This is a genomic window from Micromonospora sp. 4G55 (assembly GCF_016803375.1).
On sequence record NZ_JAEVHN010000043.1, the window covers coordinates 1 to 20,459 of the forward strand.

At 71.6% G+C, this 20,459-nt stretch carries 16 protein-coding genes and 2 pseudogenes; 9 read left to right on the forward strand and 9 right to left on the reverse strand.

What is annotated here, in order from left to right:
• From JNW89_RS06375 to JNW89_RS06390, 4 genes and pseudogenes are all read right to left on the reverse strand, one after another.
• Positions 1 to 876, reverse strand: a pseudogene (locus JNW89_RS06375) (PrgI family protein); the annotation flags it as partial.
• Positions 873 to 1,793, reverse strand: a complete 921-nt coding sequence (locus tag JNW89_RS06380) for a hypothetical protein (protein WP_238448119.1) — start codon at positions 1,791 to 1,793, stop codon at positions 873 to 875. The gene JNW89_RS06380 and the pseudogene JNW89_RS06375, both read right to left, overlap by 4 nt.
• 7 nt (positions 1,794 to 1,800) lie before the next feature.
• Positions 1,801 to 2,046: a pilin gene (locus JNW89_RS06385; RefSeq protein WP_238448120.1), complete on the reverse strand. Its 246-nt coding sequence runs from the start codon at positions 2,044 to 2,046 to the stop codon at positions 1,801 to 1,803.
• Between the two features lie 820 nt (positions 2,047 to 2,866).
• Complete coding sequence (locus tag JNW89_RS06390; protein ID WP_238448121.1) at positions 2,867 to 3,727, reverse strand: hypothetical protein; 861 nt, start codon at positions 3,725 to 3,727, stop codon at positions 2,867 to 2,869.
• Positions 3,728 to 4,573: 846 nt separating this feature from the next.
• Between JNW89_RS06390 and JNW89_RS06395 the strand changes: the two genes are divergently transcribed.
• The 3 genes from JNW89_RS06395 (at position 4,574) to JNW89_RS06405 (ending at position 9,669) form a co-directional block, all read left to right on the forward strand.
• Positions 4,574 to 5,458: a hypothetical protein gene (locus tag JNW89_RS06395; RefSeq protein ID WP_238448122.1), complete on the forward strand. Its 885-nt coding sequence runs from the start codon at positions 4,574 to 4,576 to the stop codon at positions 5,456 to 5,458.
• Positions 5,451 to 6,533, forward strand: coding sequence for a TRM11 family methyltransferase (locus JNW89_RS06400; RefSeq protein WP_238448123.1), 1,083 nt, complete (start codon positions 5,451 to 5,453; stop codon positions 6,531 to 6,533). Before JNW89_RS06395 ends, JNW89_RS06400 begins: the two co-directional genes overlap by 8 nt.
• Positions 6,534 to 7,251: 718 nt before the next feature.
• A complete protein-coding gene (locus JNW89_RS06405; protein ID WP_238448124.1) occupies positions 7,252 to 9,669 on the forward strand; it encodes a low temperature requirement protein A in 2,418 nt (805 codons plus the stop codon).
• 634 nt (positions 9,670 to 10,303) lie between these two features.
• On the opposite strand, the gene JNW89_RS06410 is transcribed toward JNW89_RS06405, so the two are convergent.
• The 4 genes from JNW89_RS06410 to JNW89_RS06425 all read right to left on the reverse strand — a co-directional run bounded on the left by JNW89_RS06410 (position 10,304) and on the right by JNW89_RS06425 (position 15,189).
• Positions 10,304 to 11,083 carry an SDR family oxidoreductase gene (locus tag JNW89_RS06410; RefSeq protein ID WP_238448125.1) on the reverse strand — a complete coding sequence of 260 codons (780 nt, stop codon included), beginning with the start codon at positions 11,081 to 11,083 and terminating at the stop codon, positions 10,304 to 10,306.
• A 341-nt stretch (positions 11,084 to 11,424) separates the two neighbouring features.
• Positions 11,425 to 12,321, reverse strand: a complete 897-nt coding sequence (locus tag JNW89_RS06415; RefSeq protein WP_238448126.1) for a cytochrome c-type biogenesis protein CcmH — start codon at positions 12,319 to 12,321, stop codon at positions 11,425 to 11,427.
• The gene (locus JNW89_RS06420; RefSeq protein ID WP_238448127.1) at positions 12,318 to 14,828 is read right to left on the reverse strand and encodes a cytochrome c-type biogenesis CcmF C-terminal domain-containing protein; all 2,511 of its coding nucleotides are present in this window, start codon (positions 14,826 to 14,828) and stop codon (positions 12,318 to 12,320) included. The genes JNW89_RS06415 and JNW89_RS06420 overlap by 4 nt, the downstream gene beginning before the upstream one ends.
• A complete protein-coding gene (locus JNW89_RS06425; protein ID WP_238448128.1) occupies positions 14,818 to 15,189 on the reverse strand; it encodes a cytochrome c maturation protein CcmE in 372 nt (123 codons plus the stop codon). The genes JNW89_RS06420 and JNW89_RS06425 overlap by 11 nt, the downstream gene beginning before the upstream one ends.
• Here JNW89_RS06425 and JNW89_RS06430 point away from each other — a divergent pair.
• Positions 15,158 to 15,589 carry a hypothetical protein gene (locus JNW89_RS06430; RefSeq protein WP_238448129.1) on the forward strand — a complete coding sequence of 144 codons (432 nt, stop codon included), beginning with the start codon at positions 15,158 to 15,160 and terminating at the stop codon, positions 15,587 to 15,589. The genes JNW89_RS06425 and JNW89_RS06430 overlap by 32 nt on opposite strands.
• On the opposite strand, the pseudogene ccsA reads toward JNW89_RS06430, so the two are convergent.
• Positions 15,476 to 15,982 (reverse strand): annotated as a pseudogene (gene ccsA, locus JNW89_RS38580) (cytochrome c biogenesis protein CcsA); the annotation flags it as partial. The gene JNW89_RS06430 and the pseudogene ccsA sit on opposite strands and share 114 nt — an antisense overlap.
• Before the next feature lie 139 nt (positions 15,983 to 16,121).
• On the opposite strand from ccsA, the gene JNW89_RS06435 reads away from it, so the two are divergent.
• From JNW89_RS06435 to JNW89_RS06455, 5 genes are all read left to right on the forward strand, one after another.
• Complete coding sequence (locus JNW89_RS06435) at positions 16,122 to 17,165, forward strand: cytochrome c oxidase subunit II (protein WP_238448130.1); 1,044 nt, start codon at positions 16,122 to 16,124, stop codon at positions 17,163 to 17,165.
• A 17-nt stretch (positions 17,166 to 17,182) separates the two neighbouring features.
• Complete coding sequence (gene ctaD, locus JNW89_RS06440; protein ID WP_238448131.1) at positions 17,183 to 19,108, forward strand: cytochrome c oxidase subunit I; 1,926 nt, start codon at positions 17,183 to 17,185, stop codon at positions 19,106 to 19,108.
• The gene (locus JNW89_RS06445) at positions 19,105 to 19,734 is read left to right on the forward strand and encodes a cytochrome c oxidase subunit 3 (protein WP_238448132.1); all 630 of its coding nucleotides are present in this window, start codon (positions 19,105 to 19,107) and stop codon (positions 19,732 to 19,734) included. Before ctaD ends, JNW89_RS06445 begins: the two co-directional genes overlap by 4 nt.
• Positions 19,731 to 20,132, forward strand: a complete 402-nt coding sequence (locus JNW89_RS06450; protein ID WP_238448133.1) for a hypothetical protein — start codon at positions 19,731 to 19,733, stop codon at positions 20,130 to 20,132. The genes JNW89_RS06445 and JNW89_RS06450 overlap by 4 nt, the downstream gene beginning before the upstream one ends.
• Positions 20,120 to 20,459: cytochrome c oxidase assembly protein (locus tag JNW89_RS06455; protein WP_238448134.1), on the forward strand; the 340-nt coding region annotated here is incomplete at its 3' end. The genes JNW89_RS06450 and JNW89_RS06455, both read left to right, overlap by 13 nt.

Here is a 20,459-nt window from a genome sequence, read left to right on the forward strand (position 1 = left end):
GGGGCGGCCGGTAGGGGTCGGCTGCGGCGGCGACGCGGCGGTGACGGCCGCGCCGTCCAATGCGCGGGTGGTGACGCCGAGGCCGGACAGGGCGCGGGCGGTGTCGTCGGCGCGGCGCCGGGCGGCGCGCTCGCCCCGCTCCCCGCCGCTGGTACGGGTGACAATGAGGACCTGCCGGCGCAACGGGTCCCGCCGTTCGGCGAGGTCGTCGAGGAACCGGGCGTGCTCGGCCGCCGCGCCGCCCAGGGCCGGATGCGGCAGCGCCCCCGCTGTCTGCGCGAGAGTGCGGGCGGCGGAGTGCAGGTCCACCGGTTGCGCGGACACGACGATCTGCGTCGGCGTGGACAGGCTGTTGAGCCAGCGGCCGAACGTGTCGACCAAGGCCGCCTGCTCGTCCGCGGTGCGCAGGGCAAGGTTGACGTTGGTAGCGGCAACCATCGCCGCCCGCGCATCGCCGAGCCGGATCTCCCCGCCGTCGTCGATCGCGTCGGCGGGCAGCTTCAGCGGCGCCGGCAGCATCACCTTGTCCCTGGGCGCCTGCACCCAGTCCGGAGTCTTCGAAATCGTGTCAGTCGTCGACAACGCCCGTGACGCGCGTACGTGTCGGATGGCGGCGAGCAGCCACACGTCCAGGGACAGGCCGTCACGCCGCCCGACGGCGACGCCGAACACCAGCCCACCAATCACGACGGCGGCCGCGACGAGCACCGGTGCGGGCACCACCTGATGCACTGCCCGCCAGGCGCCGTAGAAGACCAGCGCGGCGACGGCGAGGATCGCCAACTGCCGCAACGTCAGCCCGTAGAGGACCTTGTCAGGGGCGTCGACGTCGGCGGGCATCCGCGCCCGGCCTGCGTCGGTGTGGTCGCTGTTCATCGGCCCACCGCCCGCACCGCCCGGCCGAGGCCGGGAACCGACCGGGTGACCTGCTGAACGACGATCACCCGCACGGCCGCGCCGAGCATGTTCGCCCCGCGGCCGCTGTCGCCGGTGGAGACGTAGCGGCGTATCAGGGTGGGCACCCGCAGGGTGGTCCACAGCATCACCATGACGACGAACAGGTTGATCAGCCCACCCGGATCCACCGGTAGCCCGAGCACGGGCAGCAGGTGGTCAGGATCGGTGAGCATCCACTGTCCGGCGTACAGGGTGAAGCCCTGCACCACGGGAACAGCGAGGACACCGGCGTAGGACTTCCACCACAGGCGGGCCACCGCGTCGGTCTGCGGCAGCGCGTGACACGCCAGAGCCAGCGGCGCGGCGGCGGTCAGGACGAGCACGACGGCGAAGCGGACGATCACGCTGAACGCCGTGCCAGCGAGCAGGACGGCGATGATCGCGACGCAGACGACGAACAGCAGCGCCGCCGTCTTGTCCTGCCCGGCCGTGATGTGCGTCCTGATCGCCCGCAGGGCTCCGTCGCTGTCGCCGCTCGGGGTGGTCAGCGCGGCGGTGAGGGCGTTGGCGAGGTCGATGAGCATGCCGCACCACAGCTGCGAGAAGTGGGCGGCGACGAACCCCACGATCAACCTCGGCAGGAGGTCCTTGACGGTGTAGCGGGAGCCTTCGCTGCCGCCGGCGGTCATGGTGAGCGCGCCGGCAGCCAGGAAGGCCAGGACGAAGACGGTGTCCACGACGAGCACCGAACGGCCGGTCAGGGCCTGCACCTGCGGCAAGGCGGTGACGTTCGGGGTGATCAACAGCGCGCTGCTGATCACCCCGATCAACGCGTCCAGGGTCGCGAGGATCGCCGCGGCCAGCCAGTCCAGGATCTGGTCGAGCAGCCAACCCATAACGGCATCAGCCTCCGACGATTCCCCGGACGACCTGCAGCAGGACCGGCGCGAGGACCGCCAGGCCGTAGCCGACCAGGGCGTTTTTCAGCGCCCCCTTGGCCCTGTCGACCTGCGCCGGGTCACCCCCCGCGGTCGCCCAGTACACCCCGGCCAGGACGAGGAACAGGGTGGCCAGGGCGGCGAGGATGCCCATCAGCCAGGTCTGCAAGTTGCCGATCACGACCGGCAGCGAGTTCGCCGCCAGGTACACCGGCTCGACGGGGGGCGGCGTAGGCCGCGGTGGGCACCGACAGAAGCACGGCGACCGGTGCCGACAGAGCGGCGACGCTGCCGAAGCGGCGGGCGGTTCGGGAGAGGGTTAGGGCACGACGAAGTGCGGTGTGGGTGCGGGACATGCGATGTTCACCTCCGGCCCCACCCGGGCAGCGGGCGGGGCGTCGAAACGGCGGTCAGCGGGGCCGCCGCCGGGCGCGGGAGGCAGGGCGTCGTCGAGACCCGGCTGCTCCTCGGGAGGAGCACGTCCTCCCATTCGGGTGTGGCGGGTATCGATGAGGTGTCAGCGCATCAACTCAGCGCGGCACCCGAGGCGCCCGGCTCGCGTCGGCCCAACCTCGTCAGGCCCGGCGGCGGGCGGAAGAAGCCCCTGCCTCCGGCCGTCACAAGCCGCCAGCGGGAACCTTCCGCACCCTCAAACCGGCCCCTGCCAGCTCTAGCGAACACCCCGCCGTCCAACACGGCTCTGACACGGCCGCGGCGTCCCTGACAGCGCAGCTCACCGGCTGTGTCGGCCCATCGTCCCCCGGCGACCCCGACCCGCGGGATCTGACAGCTCCGGACATGTCATAGCAGTGAGAAGCCGCTGTCAGACGTCCGCAACCCTGACCGATTACGACGCATCAAGACGGACGCCGCCCCCCTGCCAGCTCTACGCGCACGGCCAGGCAGAGGGGGCGGTTAGGTCACCGGAAGGGTTCCTCGTTGCTGCCGGGCACCGCTTCCGCCCATATCGAGAGCGTGAACGGCGGTGGGCCCGACCAACACGGTCGGGCCCACAGTGCGCAACGCCAGTCTCAGGCGGCCGTGGATACCCTGGTGCCAACCCGGCCGGTGCCGGCGGTGGCCCGCCCGGCGCGGGTGCTCGCACGGTGCCTGGCATCGGCTGAGAGATGCGCGGCAGCCCGCGGAGACGCGACACCGGTAAGCAGCCCGCTGGCCAGGGCGCGGGCGAGGCGCACGTCGATCCGGTTGGCGCGCATGCGCAGCGCGTCGACGCTGATGCCCATCCCGGCTGCGATCGGCTCGATCGCCCGCTGGCCCAGCCGCAGGTCGATGTAGGGCTGCTCGTCGCTGACGTCGAGGATGCCCAAACCGACCGCTCGCTGCACCAGCAGGTCCGGGTGGCCGTAGGGGACGGTGGGAGTTCGGGGTCCGGCGAGATGCTCGACATCGTCGACCGGCACCGCCTCGCCGGCGTGCTGGCGCAGCTCGTACCCGGCGCGCCAGGCGGCCATGCACAGCGACGCGTACGGGGCTGGCTGGGACAGGTCCCGCAGCGCGGCCAGGAACCCCGTCAGGATCTCCGCGTCGATGTCGCTGGCGTCACCGGCCCACCCGACGTGCAGGCGGCCGGCGTGGCGGCGCAGGGCCGGCATCGCCATGGCCACCGCCGCGACCACCCACGTCGGCCCCTCAAGCCGGGCGCGGAGGATGAGATCCCGCCACACGGCGTCACGCTCGGTGTAGGCACGCGGATGCGCCAGGAGCCAGTCGCGCAGCGCCGGCAGCGTCATCACACCGGCGGGAAGGTCGTTACCCGCACGCAACGGGTCAAGATCGAGTGTCATCGGGTCCGGTTCGCATGTCAGCGCCGCGAACGCGGCATCGACGGCGTCCAACGGCGAGTCGGGCCAATCCGGGTGGGACACAGCCATGTCAACAACTCCATGTCAAAGAAGACCGTCCATGACACGTCGGTCGTGTCACCCGCGATGCGGTGACATCGATTGCGCCACAGCGACCTCACAGACCTCTGACAGAGCAGCTCCCGTCCCGGAGGCACCGGGGACGGCCAACTCCAATCGTCGGCGCCAGGCACGCCTGACAACCACCCCAGCTCGCTCCCTCTGTCATGCCCGTCTTCTGACAAGCCAGGCCTGACCTGTGCATTGACAAAAAGAGAATTGCTCGGCCGCACGCCACCTGAGCCTGTTCGTCCGTCAACCCAGGTTGCGGACTGACAGCTCGCCGACGACGCCGATCGGCCCTGACAGCGGCCGTTGTCAGACTCCGTCTGTCTGACAGCGGAGCGATCAACAGACCCAGCGAGCCCTGACAGTGACACCGCCGCACACTCGTGACATCTGACAGCGCGGGACAGTGACATGACACGCCTCGTCTGACAGCGACCGCGCCGGACGACAGCGGCGGCAGCCAGATGCCCCGTCAAACGGTGCGCCGATGACCTGCCAGCATCTGACACCGCAGGTCAAAACAACGTGCGCCATCGATGCCAACCGCGAACGTGACACGTGGTGTCCGTGACGCTCAGTCTCTGACAGCCCCGGCTCAAAGCTCCCTGAGGCATCTGACCTGCCGGTGTCGTCGCGCGTTCCGCGGTCAGCACTCGGCAGGCCGCCGGCAGTACCGCTCATACCCGGGCTGTGTGGTCATGGGCGATCTTGTCAGAGGTCTGTCAGATCCGGGGGCGTTCGCCAGAGCTGACAGACCCCGGTTTGAAGGTGTCAGCGCATCACGGCGCGGCGCGGAGCCGACACCACATGAACGAGCACACGCCGCAGCACCACGACCGCGTCCACCCCGTCGTCCCGGACCCGTCCGGCGTCGACCCGACCGTGACCGACCTCGTGGCCGGCGACCCGCCGGTCCCGATCACCGTGTGGCGCACCGCCCACACGGCCGCCGACCGCGGCGGCACCATCGGCGTTCGCCTGGCCTACCGCCTCGTGGCCGCCTACAGCCGACCCGGCGACGCGGTGCTCGACTGCACCGACGACCACGCCCTCACCTCGGCCTGCGCGGCCGGACGGCGCCGACACCACCCCGGCTGGTTCACCGACGGGCCCAGCCTCCTCATCGGCCCCGCCACCCGCCAGCCCGACCCGGGCCCGTCCGACAACGATGACGACGGCGACGGCGACGTGCCGGAGATGAGCACCTGGTTCGGTGACGACCTCACCGACCCGCCCACCGACGACACCCCCACCGACAGCCAGGAGGCGACCGGCCTCGTCGTCGCCTCCTGGCCCCTGCACACCAACGAGGCCACCAACCGCGTGCGCCTGGCGTGCCTGTTGACCGCCTGCGCCCGGCTGCTGCGCCCCGGCGGCTGCCTCGTGCTCATCGTCGCAGTCCCCACCGGAACCATCACCACCCCGCAGGACTTCAGCCCACTTGCCACCGCGGCGGCGAACCTCGGACTGGGCTACCTGCAGCACATCGTCGCGGTCACCGCCGACACCAACAACGACACCTTCGTCTACCACGTCACCGACGAAGAACTCCTCGCCCTCGCCGGGCAAGCCACCGGGCAGCAGTGGACGCTCACGCACCACCGCATACATGCCGACCTCCTGGTGTTCACCGCGCCACCCGACACGACTCCGCAGCGGCGCCGCCGGCAGGGAGGTGACCGCCGTGGCTGACGCCGTCACCACCCCCGAACCGAACGAACCCGTCCAGCCGGAGACCACCGGCGGCCGGCACCGCGCCTACGACGCACCGGACCGTGCCCACGAACTCCGCCACCAGGAGAATCAGGGACCGCAGCAGAGCCTCTCCGGCCCCGAAGGGCTGTCGGTGTGGGCGACCGCCCAGCGCACCGGGCCGGTACAGCGCCGCGGCCGGTACGTGCCCGACTCAGTCAAGCATCCCGCCCGGATGCTGCCCGCGATCGCCGCGCACGCAGTGCACGCCTACACCCAACCCGGCGACCTGATCCTGGACCCGATGTGCGGCATCGGCACCACCCTCGTCGAAGCCGTCCACGCCGGCCGCGACGCCCTCGGAGTCGAGTACGAGCCCCGCTGGTCCGACATCGCCGATGCCAACATCACCCACGCCCACCAGCAGGGAGCCACCGGCCGGGCCGCGGTCATGCGCGGCGACGCCACCCGCATCCTGTCCCTCGTACCCGCCGCCCTCGCCGGCCAGGTCGCCCTCGTCGTGACCTCACCGCCGTACGGGCCGACCGTCCATGGCCTCGTCCGGCCCGGCGCGGACGGGGTCGCGAAGTACGACAACGCCTACAACGACGGCACCGACAAGGGCAACTTGGCCTACTGCGACCTCACGGGCCTCGCCGACGGCTTCGCTCAGATCCTGTCCGGCTGCCACAACCTGCTGCGCCCCGGCGGCGTCGTCGTGGTCACCGCCCGTCCCTGGCGCAAGAACGGCCAACTGGTCGACCTACCGTCGGCGGTCATCGGCGCCGGCCTCCGCGCCGGCCTGACCCCGGTCGACCGGTGCGTGGCACTGCTCGCAGCGGTCCGCGACGGGCACCTCGTCGCCCGCCCGTCGTTCTTCCAACTCCAGGCCGTCCGCAAGGCCCGCACCGCCGGCACCCCACTGCACCTGATCGCACACGAGGACGTACTCATCTTCAACAAACCGGAGAGCTGCGCGAGTTCCGGCGAACCCGGGTGTTCCCAAGCCGAATCCGGAGGCGACCAGGGCTCGTCCAGCCGGAACGCTGCCGAGAATCCGGGGGAGGGAGGTTGAGGGAGACTGTCCGACGCGCTCCCGGGTCTGGCATGCCATGGCTACGTGGGCACGCGGGGCATCTGCCGTATCTTGCGGGGCCGGGGATGCGGTGTCGCCGGTCCGCCCGGCGGGCCGATCGACGAGGTCGGTCGGGTTCGACGGCGATGGCCACTGCCCCGCCGGCCGGCGTGCCGTAGGCCAGGGCGGTGACCAGATCACCAGCCTCCACCTGCTGTGCGTCGTCGGACCACGAACCGATGTCGTCGGTCATTGCTCCTCGTTCACCGTCGACGGGCGGGCCTGCGCTCGGTGGGGGATGGTCGGTCAGGCGGCGCCGAGTGCCGCGAAGGACGCCTCGGCCTGCTTGCGCAGCATCGGTACGAGGTCCTGGACTGGCCGGGGCAGCCCGGCCAGGAGCAGCTCGACCTCGGCAGGCGTGGCGAGGCGATCGAAGAATCAGCCGCACCACCCGGCCGTGGGAAAGCTGGACCTGACCTACGAGGGCAGGAGTTCCCGTCCGAGTCGGATCTGATGTTGCTCGCTGCGGGGCGAGCGTTGGCACGTCTGTGCAGGTACATGACGGACGCGATCCGGGCCACGCTGCAGCCGGCGGACGAAACCCGTCCTCCGGCTCGGACCGGATGGCACAGTGGGAGAAGTGACCAGGAGCCGGTCGGCGCTGCATGCGGGCGCGCGATTCTTCGGAGGCATTCAGCTATCCACCGGGGGCGTCGGGGTGACCCGGTTGGAGCTGTTCCTCGACCTGGTGTTCGTGTACGCGTTCCTGAGCGTGACGGACCTCATGGCGGAAAACTTCCGAATCGAGGGCCTGTTCCAGGGCGTGCTGGTGGTCCTGTTGCTCTGGCGGTGCTGGAGCTCGTACACCTTGCTCGGCAACGTCGTCAGGTTGGACCGGGGATTCATGCGGCCGCTCATCTTCGGGGTGGCCGCGACCATCCTGTTGATCGGGATCGCCGCACCGGTGATCTTCACCGATCGGCCAGGTGGCTTGTTCGGGCCGTTGATCTTCGTCGCCGCCTTCCTGCTGGCCCAGTTCGGCGCGCTACTGATATTGACGCACACCATTTCGGGCGGGAGCCGAGGACCCCTTCTACGCGCATGGTTGCCGTTTTCCGGCGGCGCGGTCCTGCTGCTGTGTGGTGCGCTGCTCCCTCGCCACCTGCCCCCGGACGTCGACGGTGGGTCCGTCCGACTGGCCCTGTTCTTCGCCGCCACCGTCGTCGACTTCATCGGCGTGCGCGCGCTCGGCGCGGGCACCTGGCGGATCGTGGCCGTGCCGCACTGGGCCGAGCGGCACCGGCTGGTCATGCTCATCGCGCTTGGCGAGACGATCATCTCGATCGGCACTGCCCGTGGCCTCATCGGCAACCCACCGATCACCTGGTCGGTCATCGGAGGCTCGGCCCTGAGCCTCGTCGTCGTGGCAGTGCTCTGGTGGCGCTACTTCGACATCGCCGGATTCGCCGCCGAGCAGGCGCTGGAGCACCAGCCGACAGCCACCAGGTCACGACTCGGCCGGGACGCGTACAGCGTCCTGCACGTTGTCATGATCGTCGGTCTCGTCCTCATCGCGCTGGGGCTCAAACGCGCGTTGAGTTCCGTCGAGCCCGCCACCGCGTACCGGTGGGGCCTACTGAGCACGCACGTCCTCTACGCAGGTGTCCTCGTCTACCTAATCGGTCTGGTGGCCCTCGAGCACCGCACCATCCGCCTGCTGGGTCGTAGCCCGTTGCTGGGGATCGCCCTGGTGACCGCCTTGGATCCGGTCGCGGTCCGCCTACCGCCGGTAGGCGCGGTGGGCCTGCTCGCCGCCGTCCTCACCAGCATGGTCCTGGCCGACCTCACCGTCTTCCGCCGGCGGCATCACCTGCTGCACAGGCAGACGGCGAAGGCGGCGGTCCGGGCCACCACCACCGGAGTCACACCAAGAGAACTCTTCCTCGATCTGGTGGTCGTCTATACGTTCATCCAGGTCACCGTCTTGATGACCCGACACCCCAGCGGGCTCGGGGTCGCCCAGGCCCTGGCGGTGCTCACCCTGCTCTGGGTCGCCTGGTCCCTCCACACCCAGGTGGGGAACGTCCTACGCAGCCCGTCCATCCCCGCCCGGTTGAGCGTCCTGCTGGTCGTCGCGCTGACCCTGACGATCGGTATCGCCATCCCACAGGCGTTCGACGTCGTACCCGACGGCCTGCCCGGCCCGATGATCGTCGTGCTCTGCTACATCGTGCTGCGCGTGCTGCACCTGACCGCGCTCCGGCTGGTCGTCCGCCCGGACCGGGTACCACACGCCCAACTGCTGCGGGCGAGCGTTGCGACCGTGGCGGCGCTCGGCCTGCTGTTGTTCGCCGCGCTGGCATCCTCGCGGCCGCATGCCCCCGATGGGCTGAGCCAGCTCGTGGCGAGCCTCTGGCTGGCGGCCATCGTCGCAGACCTCGCCGGGGGCTACCTCGTCGTCCGGCGGTTCTGGCGGGTGAGTTCGGCCAAGCATTGGACCGACCGGTACGCCCTGATCATCCTCATCGCACTGGGCGAGTCGATCATCTCGGCGGGGGTGGCCGTCGGCGGCCGCCCGATCTCCTGGTCGGTCATCGTCGCCATTGCCACCAGCATGGTCCTACTGGCCACACTCTGGTGGGCGTACTTCGACACGGACGCGATCGTCGGAGAGCGCGTCATGCAAGACCGGACCGGCAACCAGCGGGCCGCGCTGGCCCGCGACGCCTACACCTACCTGCACCTGCCCATGATCGTCGGGCTGATACTGCTCGCCTTCGGCCTGCGAAAGACCCTCGACGTGGTCAGCGACCCGTCAGGACCGGCGCGCACCCCGCTGGGGCACACCACTCTCTTCGCCGGAGTGATCGTCTACCTCCTCGCCAACCAGGCATTCTGGTGGCGCACCCAGCGCGAGATCCGCTGGGTCCGGGCCACCGGAATTCTGCTCGTGGCGATCCTCGCGCCGGTGACCAGCCCACTGCCGCCGCTATGGGCACTCGCCATCCTGACGGCCGCCTGCGCCGCCGTCATGACGGCCGATTCCCGCCGCGCCGCCGAGCTACGGCGACGGCTACACGAGCCGCCACCGTCGACCATCCTGGCCGACGCGCGCCCCGCCAACCCCATCAGGTAACCCGGCGGGAGTGTCCGATTTTCGGCTCTGGCGCAGAAACGGTGGACGCGGTGAGTGACCTACGCGAGCAGGATTCGTTGCCGGAGCAGGACGAATCCGGGTCACCGCCACGCTGGGGTTGTCGGCCAGGCGGCGGCGCAAGTGATCCCGGAACGGGGTCGACCAGCGTTTCGCGGTAGCGCGGCGGACGCGGCAGTATCGGCTGTGACTGCGCGGTTGCGTTGACGGTGCCCGCCGCGACGGCCACCGCCGGCACCCCGGCCAGAGCGTGGATCACACCCCGCGGGTCTCGCCGTTCCGGCACGAGCGTCAATGCCTCGACCAGACTCGGCCGACGCTGCGCCCGCAACGGCACGTCCGTGCGATCCGCGTGCATGGCCAACAAGTCGATCAGCGATGATGATTCCAACGGGCGCGGTCCTCTTTGATCTTCTTAGCTCCGACACCTGGATGATCATCGAAAGGCGCGCCCGCCTCTATACCACCACGATCAGGAGCGTCCGCCCTCAAACGCCCATATCCCTACCTTGCCTAAACCCTGGATACTGGCCGCTTCGGCCTATCGGTCGTTGGGTGAGACCTGTAACCGCTGTCGGCCCAGCGTGCTGGCGCAGGGCCGGCAGCGGTCTTCGGTTCAGCCGGCTCGGTAGCGGGTGGCGAGTTCGGGGCTCTGTCCTGCGAATGCGGCGAGGTCGGCCTGGAAGACCGCGTCCAGGAGTCCGGCGTCCTCGACGCCCGGGGCGACGACGACCTCGCCCAGTTCCAGGCCGCGCAGGCTGGCCGTGACCACGTCGTCGGCGCTCATGCGGGGGACGACGCTCATGTCGAGGCCCTGGCGCTCGTGGAACTCCGTGGCCACCACGCCGGGGCACACGACCTGAACGGTGACGCCCGTGCCCTCGAGCTCGGCGCTCAGCGTCTGGGACATCGCGACGAGGTGGGCCAGGGTGCCGGCGTAGACGGCACGGCGGGGCATCACCGAGCTTGGTGCTGGACCGCTGAAGGCGATCATGCCGGCCACGTTGATGATGGTGCCTTCGCCTCGCTGCTGCATGCCCGCGACGGCGGCGCGGGTGAGCATCGTTGGGGCGACGACCTTGACGTGCACGAGTTCCCTGGCCTTGTCGGCGGGAAGCTCCGCAAGCGGCATGTAGTGCGACACACCGGCGTTGTTCACCAGCATGGTCAGTGGCTGCGAGGCGCACACCTCGGCGATCGCGTCCACCCCGGAATCGGTGGCGAGGTCTGCAGCCACTGTCTGAACCTTGGTCTCGGGATGCGAGGCGGCGAACTCGTCCAGGCGGTCCTTTCGCCGGCCCGCGATCACCAGGTCGTAGCCGTCGGCGGCTAGGCGTTCGGCGAAGGCCTTGCCGATGCCGGAGGTGGCGCCGGTGACGAGTGCGAGCTTATTCATGGTGCTATTCCTTTCAGTTGTGCTCATGCCTGTTCGCGGTTGAGCCAGGCTCTCTCGGTGGAGTAGTGCCGGGCGACGGCCTCTGGTCGGTCGTCCAGCGTTTCCAGCCTCTCGAACTGCCCGGACCAGGACGGTCGGCCTCCGATCACCCTGACCTTTCCGCGCACGGGCGGGTGGAGCAGCGTCGGCACGATGGTCGTGACAATTGCCCTCCGGCCCGAGCACAACACTCTGAATATGTCGACCCGAGCTTGGCGGCACCCGACTTCGACAAGATCACGGTCAGCGTCCGATAGTCCCTCACGTCCTGTCGGCACGACGAGGCGCGCGCTCCGTCCGGGTCACGGGGCGGTGACCAGCAGACGGCTGATCTCCCCGGCGGCCGGATGGTCCGGATCGACGGCCAGGAAGCGTCGCAGGGTGCGTGCCGCCTCGGCAGAACGGCTGCCGCGCTGCGCCAGCCCCAGCACGAGCAGCCCGTCCGGGGAGTCCGGAGAGCGGGCCAGCACCTCCCGCGCGGTCTGCTCCGCGCCCGTCGTGTCGCCGGCTCGGAGCAGCGCGAAGGCGAGCCGCAGTCGGATCGCGTCGTCGGGCCGGTCCCGTAGCGCCTCCCGGTACATCTGCGCCGCCGCGTCGTACCGGTTCTGGGTCTCCAGGTCGCGGCCCAGTTGCACGGCGACCGCGACCGGGTCGGCCGGTGGCGGCTGCGGCGAAGGCCGGTCGAGAGCGCCGGCGGCGACCGCCACCGACGCGACGAGGGCCACCAGACCGACCGACCCGGCCCGCCACGCCCGGCGGGCGGCCCGGCCGATCGGCGCGGGCCGCACCTGCGTGGTGGGAGCAGTCGACGTCGCCGGCGGGCGCAGCGTGCGCAGGGCCGCGTAGCCGCCGGCCAGCAGGGTCAACGCGGGTACGGCCCAGAGCAGCAGTTCCGCGCCGCCGGCCGGTGGATCGGTCAGCACCTCCGCGCCGTAGCGCTGCACGAACCACTGCCGGATCTCGTCGGGGTCCCGCCCTTGTGTCAACTGGTCCGCCACCACCTGCCGCATCGCCGCCGCGATCGGTGACCGGGAGTCCGCCACTGACTCGCCCTGACAGGCCGGGCAGCGCAGCCCGGCGGCCACCGCGCGGACCGGATCCTCCCCGCCGCTGTCGCCGGCCGACCGGACCAGCCCCGCGCCGGCCGCGGCTGTCAGGGCGGTGAGGACCAGTGCCGCCAGGGCGGCGGGCCACCTCATCCGGCCAGCAGCGGCGCCACCCGCTGCTCCAGCCACTGCCGGGTGACCACGCCCTGCTGCCGGTCGACGATGCGGCCGTCGCGGTCCACCACGAAGGTCTCCGGCACCGCCCGTACGCCCCAGTCGACAGCCCGGGTGCCCTCCGGGTCCGGCAGCACGGTCAGTCCGCCCGCGCCGGTCTCCTCGAGCAGCGCTCGGACCGCCTCGGTGCCGTCGCGGACGTTCAGCGCGACCAGCCGTAGCCCCTGCGGCGACCACCGTCGATCCGTGTCGACCAGCAGCGGCAGCTCATCCCGGCACGGGCCGCACCAGGAGGCGAAGACGTTGACCAACAGCACGTGGCCGCGGGCGTCGGCCAGGTCGAACCGGCCACCGTCCAGGGTGGCGCCGGAGAGCGCAGGGGCCGACGTGGGCGTCACAGCGGCGGTGCCGACGGCCCCGGCGTGGCCGGCGACCGGAGGCCGAGGGCGACCAACGCGCCGACGGCGACGGTCACGGCCAGCACCAGCGCGGGGCCGGTGCGCAGCGGGCACCGTCGCCGATGGGTGCCGCGGCTGATCATTTCGAGGCCCCGGCAGCGACCGGTCGGGAGTCGGCAGGGCGACGTCCCGGTGCAGCCGGCGCCGAGAGCGGGCGGTGCCGATCGCCGCCAGGAGTCCCCCGGTGGCGGTCAGCGCGCCGCCGGCCCAGAGCAGCCCGACGAGCGGGTTCACCGCGACCCGTACGGTCGCGCTGCCGCTGTCCGGGGCGACCGCGATCAGCGTCACGTACGTGTCCCGCAGCAGCCCGGTGTCGATCGTCGGCACGGTTACCGCGGTGTCCCGGGCGGGGTGGTAGCGCAGGGCCGGCGTGACATCCCGCTCCGCTCCGCCCGCCTCGGTGAGCCGGAGTCCCGCGTGCACCGCCATGCCACCGCTGCCGGCGGCCCGGTCCACCCCGACCAGGCGTACGGTCACGTCGGCCACCCGCAGGGACTCTCCGGTGCGGAGGGTCCGTTCGGCGTCCTGCCCGTATGCCGAGGATCCGGCGACGCCCACCGCGACCACGGCGATTCCGGCGTGCCCGACGAGCCCGGCGAGCCCGGCGAGCCTGCCCGGTCTCCGGTCCTGGCCGGACCGTCGCAGCCGGCCGCCCAGCTCTGCGGTCAGGCCGGTGAGCACGAACGCCGCCGCGCCGAACGCGGTGAGCGCTGCCGGGCCGGGCCGGCTGAGCAGTCCCACCACCGCGACGGTGGCGAGCGCCACGCCGCCGGGTACGGCGAGTCGCCGCAGCGCCTGCGTCCGGTCGCGTGCCCGCAGGGCCGGCGTCACGCCCATCACCAGCAGCACCGCGATCGCCAGCGGTACCGCGGTCCGCTGGTAGTAGCCGGGCCCGACCGAGGTGCGCACCCCGCCGAGCGGCTCGGAGAGCAGCGGGAAGATCGTGCCGATCAGCACCACCGCCGCGATCGTCACCAGGAGCACGCCGTTGACCAGCACGACGGTGGTCCGGGACAACAGCGGTGTGCTGTGGCGGGCCGGTTCGGGGGTGCGCCATCCGGTCAGGACGGTCGACACGACGACCGTCAGCAGGACGAAGCCGAGCAGCATGGGCCCCAGCGGTGAGTCGGTGAAGGCGTGCACACTGGCGACCGCGCCGGACCGGGTGAGGAACGTGCCGAGCAGCACCAGCACGAAGCTGGCGCAGGCCAGGGTCAGGTTCCAACCGGCCCGGCCGGCGGCGCGGCCGAGGGTGCTGTGCAGGAAGGCGGTGGCGGTCAGCCAGGGCAGCAGGGAGGCGTTCTCCACCGGGTCCCACGCCCAGTAGCCGCCCCAGCCCAGCACCGCGTACGACCACCAGGCCCCGAGCCCGATGCCGGCGGTCAGCGCCGCCCAGGCCGCGAGGGCCCAGGGTCGGGCGGCCCGCAGCCAGCCCCGCCCTTCCGGGCCGGCCAGCGGTGCGGCGATCGCGAAGGCGAACGGCACGACCAGGCCGATGTAGCCGGCGTAGAGCAGGGGAGGGTGCACCCCCATCGCCGGGTGCTGCTGCAGCAGCGGGTTCGGTCCCGGGCCGTCGGCGGGTACCGGACCGACCTCCCGGAACGGGCTCGCGGCGAAGTAGGACAACGCGAAGAAGAACATGGTCACCGTGCTGACGACCACCATCGCGTACGCGTGCAGCCGGGCCGGGTGCCGGCGGTGGGCCAGCAGTGCCGCGTACCCGGCGAGGATCAGCAGCCAGAGCAGTAGCGACCCGTCCAGGGCGGACCAGAGACTCGTCAGCGTGTAGTACAGCGGCACGTGACGGCCGCCGTTCTCCGCCACGAAGCGGACGCTGAAGTCGTGCCGGAGCAGGGCCGCCTCCAGCAGGCCGCAGGCGACGGCGGCGGTCGCCAGGGTGGCGGCGGTGGCGAGGCGGGCCGGTCGGGTGGGTACGGCGAACAGGGCCGTCCGCAGCCAGAGCAGGGCGGTCAGGGTGGCGCAGAGCAGCCCGACCGCGAGGCTCGCGGTGCCGAGATCACCGAGCATCTACCGGCCCTGCCGGGGCGGTGGACGGCCGGTACTCGTTACCGTGCCGGACCACGACGTGGTCGGAGCGGAACACCCTGTCCGGCGACAGGGTGCCCTCGACGACCGCTCCCTCGCCCTCCCGGAACGTTTCCGGTGGGGCGCCGCGCTGCTCGACGGTGATCTCGTGACCGTCCTCGGCGAGGCGGAACACCACGAGGTCGCCGGTGTGACGCAGCGACCCGGGCACCACGTCGCCGCCGAGGCGTACCCGTTCCCGGGTCGCGTCCGGATCGCCGAGCACCTCGCCCGGGGTGCGGTAGTAGGTCAGGGTGTCCCGCAGCGCGCTGGTGACCAGCAGCGCGCCGGCGGCGAGGAGCACGGCGACGACGACGATTCGGCCCGCGCGGCGACGGATCATCGACCCGGACCGGGACCCGTTCGGGGGCGGGGGACGCGTCGGGGGTCAGCCGGCGTTCCAGCTGGACCACCCGGTACAGCAGGACGCAGAGCGCGGCGAGCGTCGCGGCGGCCACGGCGAGCAGCAGGGCGACGCCCATCCTGGGGTCGATCGGCGGGCGCTGCGGGGCGAGCACGGTCGCCTGCTGGTGCAGCGACCGCCACCAGACGACGGAGAAGTGCACCACCGGGACGAGCAGGAAGCTGGCCACCCCGACGACCGCGGCCGGTCGCGCCACCCGGTGGTCGCCTCCGTCGGGGGCCCCGGTCCCCTCACCGACCGCGCGGCGCAGGGCCAGGTAGCCGGCGTACGCGAGCAGTAGCAGGACGGTGCTGACCAGGCGGGGGTCCCAGGCCCACCAGGTACCCCAGACCAGGTGGCCCCAGAGCGACCCGGTGGCGATCGCGACCGCTGTCAGGGCCGCCCCGATCTCCGCGCCCGCCCGGGCGAACCGGTCCCAGCGCAGGTCGCCCCCGATCAGGTATGCCCCGCTGGCGGCCAGCACGACGGCGAACGCGGCGTAGGCCACCCAGGCGGCGGGGACGTGCAGGTACATCAGTCGCTGCGCCTGGCCCTGCAGCTCGTCGGGGGGCGCCAGCCACCCGCCGGCCGCTGTCGCCGCCGCGGTGAGCCCACCGGCGAGCCAGGCCATCGTCCGGCGGCCGGCGGCCGCTCTGCCGGTGTCCGCGACGAGGTCCACCGTGGAGGCTCGCATGATCTCCCTGTCCGCGCCCGGAGGGGCGCTTGCGGATGAACGAGTGCGGACTCACCATAAATCGCTCTGGTCACACCCGTCCGGGTATCAGTCGCAAACGGGGACAAACAGGGGTGAGAAGGGCTTAGTGTCGCTCCCGGTGGACACGACAGCGGGGACGACCCTGAGCGCGGCCCGACCCACCGGGCGGCGCCGCCGAGCGCGCCCGCTCCCGGTGCTGACGGCGCTGTACGGCCTGGCCCTGCTCGCCGGATGCGCCGGCGACCCGCCGTCGGCCCTGAACCCCGCCGGTACGGGGGCGGCCCGGATCGCCAACCTCTGGTGGCTGCTGTTCTGGATCTCCACGGCGGTGTTTGCCGAGGTCATGGTGCTGCTGCTCTGGGCGCTGGTGTTCCGGCGGGGCAACGCCCGGGTGCGCCACGGGCAGCCGCTGCGCTTCGTCACGATCGCCGGCGCCGGACTGCCCTTCGTCATCCTCGTCGCCGTCTACGGGGTGGGTCTGCGCGACCTCGCCGCGCTCGGTGACCACCCCGCCCCGGACACTCCCACCGTGGAGGTGACCGGCCACAAGTGGTGGTGGGAGGTGCGCTACCAGGGGGCGTCCGGAGCCACCGCCAACGAGATCCACATTCCGGTGGGGGAGCGGGTGAAGGTGCGCCTGCGCACCGACGACGTACTGCACAGCTTCTGGGTGCCGCAGCTCATGCCGAAGACGGACCTGATCGCCGGCGAGCCCCGGGAGACCTGGTTACGGGCGGAGCGCGCCGGCCGCTACCGCGGCCAGTGCGCCGAGTACTGCGGCACCCAGCACGCCCACATGGCCTTCCTGGTCGTGGCGGAGCCCCGCGCCGACTTCGACGCGTGGCTGACCCGCCTGAACGCCCCGGCCCGTCAGCCGCGCACGCAGGCCGAGCGCCGCGGCCAGCAGGCGTTCGTACAGGGGACCTGCGCCGCCTGCCACGCGGTGCGGGGCACCGGCGCCCAGGGCCAGGTGGGGCCCGACCTGTCGAACGTGGGCACCCGGTGGAGCCTCGGCGCCGGGGCGGTGCCCAACGACTCCGGGCACCTCGGCGGCTGGATCGCCAACTCCCAGACGGTCAAGCCCGGCAACGCGATGCCCCCACAGCCGGTCGACGCCGCCCAGCTGCCCGACCTCATCGCGTACCTGCGGTCGCTGGAGTAGGTCGGGGGAGGGAGACGATGTCCACGACCACCACGCCATCGCCCGGCATCAGCCGGGAGGACCTGGCGCGGCTGACGGAACACTGGGGCGAGCGCCCCTCGCTGCGGGCCTGGTTCAGCACCGTCGACCACAAGAGGATCGGCCGCCGCTATCTGGTCACCGCCGGGTTCTTCTTCGTCCTCGCCGGGCTCAGCGCCCTGGCGATGCGCACCCAGCTCGCCCGACCCGAGGCGGGTGTCCTGTCGCCCCAGGCGTACAACCAGCTGTTCACCATGCACGGCACGGCGATGATCTTCCTGTTCGCCACGCCGATGCTCTTCGGGTTCGGCAACTTCCTGCTTCCCTTGATGATCGGCTCCCGGGACATGGCGTTCCCGAGGTTGAACGCCTTCGGCTACTGGGTCTTCCTGTTCGCCGGGCTCTTCATGTGGACGAGCCTGCCCTTCGGCGCCGCGCCCAACGCCGGCTGGTTCGCCTACGTGCCGCTGACCGAGGAGCAGAACACTCCCGGCCTGCACATGGACGTCTACGCCCTCGGGCTGCTCTTCCTCGGCATCTCCACGACCGCCAGCTCGATCAACTTCATCGCCACCGCGCTCAAGCTGCGCGCACCGGGGATGTCGCTGAACCGGGTGCCGCTGTTCGTCTGGGCGATCGTGGCCACCGCGTTCATGGTGATCTTCGCGTTGCCGGCGCTGAACCTGGACAACGCGATGCTCTTCCTCGACCGCCGGTTCGGCACCCACTTCTTCGACCCGACCGCCGGGGGGAGCGTGCTGCTCTGGCAGCACCTGTTCTGGATCTTCGGGCACCCCGACGTCTACATCATCGTCATGCCGGCGCTGGGCATCGTCTCCGCGGTGCTGCCCGCCTTCACCCGGCGCGGCGTGGTCGGCTACCCGCTGATCGTGCTGTCCATCGTGGCGATCGCGATCATCTCGTTCGGGGTCTGGGTGCACCACATGTTCGCCACGGGCCTGCCGGCGCTGTCCTACAGCTTCTTCAGCGCGGCCAGCACCATCATCACCATTCCGTCCGGCCTGCAGATCTTCGCCTGGCTGGCCACCATGCTGCTCGGCCGGCTGGTGATCCGCGTGCCGCTGCTGTTCGTCATCGGCTTCGTCGTGACCTTCGTGCTCGGCGGTGTCACCGGCACGATGTTCGCGATCACCGCGTTCGACCAGCAGGTCACGGACTCGTACTTCGTGGTGGCGCACTTCCACTACGTGCTGGTCGGCGGCGCGGTCTTCCCGATGCTCGCCGGCATCTACTACTGGCTGCCCAAGATCACCGGTCGGATGTACCACGAGCGGTTGGGCCGCTGGGCGTTCTGGCTGGTCTTCGCCGGCATGCACGTCACCTTCTTCCCGATGCACCTCTACGGCCTGTTCGGCATGCCCCGCCGGGTCTACACCTACGCAGGCGAGCCCGGCTGGGGCGGGTGGAACCTGGTCAGCACGGCCGGGTCGTACCTGCTCGCCCTCGGACTGCTGCTCGTGCTCGTCGGCGTGGTGCACGCCGTACGCCGGGGCCGGCCCGCCCCGGCGGATCCGTGGGACGCCGACAGCCTGGAATGGGCCACCACGTCGCCGCCCGAGCCGTACAACTTCCCCGTCCTGCCCCGGGTGCACAGCCTGCACCCGGTGTGGGACGAGCGGACCGCGGAGTCGACCGGCGCGGGCGCCACCGAGGACCGCATCCTCAGTGCGGGGCGCCGCACCCTGTTCACCAGCGAGCTGGACGCCCGCTGCGAGCGCGCGGTGCAGATGCCGGAGTCGACGCTCACGCCGCTCGTGCTCGCCGGCGCGCTCCTGATCTTCTTCACCGCCCTGCTCTTCGCCTGGTACCCGGTGGCGGCCGTCGCCATGGTCGCGGCCATTGCGACGATCGCGGTCTGGCTCTGGCCGCCCAGCGCGGATGTGGAACCAGAGGTGGCGGCATGACGGGTCGGGGCGGAGCCGTGGCGGCGGCCACCGGCGCCGAGGCGCTCAGCACGGAGCTGCCGGTCGGCCGGTCCACCGGCTGGTGGGGCATGGTGATGTTCGTGGCCACCGAGGCCACCCTCTTCGCCTGCCTGCTCGGCAGCTACTTCTACCTCCGCTTCCAGTACGGCCCGCAGTGGCCGCCGGACGGCATCGGGGCCCCCGAGCTGGTCAAGCCGCTGGTGATGACGGCGGTGCTGCTGCCGAGCAGCCTGCCCATGATCTGGGCCGAACGCGGTATCCGGCACGGCAAGCTCTGGCGGCTGCGGTCCGGGCTGGCCGTCACCATGGCGCTCGGGCTGACCTTCCTGGCCCTGCAGGCCACCGAGTACGCCGAGAAGCTCCGGCACTTCACCATGACCACCGACGTCTACGGCTCGCTGTTCTATCTGATCACCGGCTTCCACGGGCTGCACGTCCTGGTCGGACTGACCATGATCGGCTGGCTGCTCGCCACGTCCCTGGCCGGCGGCGGCTTCGGCGCCCACCACCACGAACGGGTCCGCAACGGCGCGATCTACTGGCACTTCGTCGACGCGGTGTGGGCCGCCATCCTGTTCACCATCTACCTCTCCCCGCGACTGTGACGACCACGCGACCCGGCCCCCGGGCCCGCCTCACCGGCGGGCTGCTGCTCTGGTACGGCGTGCTCGGTGGCGCCGTCGCCTGGGCGGTGCACGTGCTCGTCGCCTGGGGCCTGGACGAACTCGCCTGCGCCGCCGGCTCCGAGCGCGTCTCCGCCGTACCGCTCGGGCCGCCGTCGGGCTGGCGGTGGTCGTCCCGGCCCTGGCCACCGCCGGCTCGCTGGCGGTCGCCGCGCTGGTGTGGCGGCGCACCGCCGGCGCGCAGTCAGCGGGCGCCGAGGACCGGGCTCGCCCGGTCCAGGATGCTCGCCGTGGTGGGCATCTGGCTCAACCTGCTCTTCCTGACGATCATCGTGCTCGGCGGGGTCGCCGTGCTGGTGCTGCCGCCATGTCAGAGCTGAGCGTCTACCGGGCTCACGAACCCGGTCAGAGTCCGGTGGTCGAGAGCCTGCTGACCATGCTGGCGATCGTCGCGGTCTGCCTGCTCGCGGCCGGCTACGGGCGGGGCGTCCAGGAGCTGTGGACCAGACGCGGTCCCCGCCGCGTCATCCCAGGCTGGCGGGTCGGCGCCTTCGGCGCCGGACTGCTGGTGCTGCTCGGCGTGGAGCAGGGACCGGTGCACGACATGGCGGAGTCCAGCCTGGCCGGGCACATGGCCCAGCACATGCTGCTCCTGCTGGTGGCCGGGCCGCTGCTCGCGGCCGGCGCGGCGGGGCTGCCGCTGACCA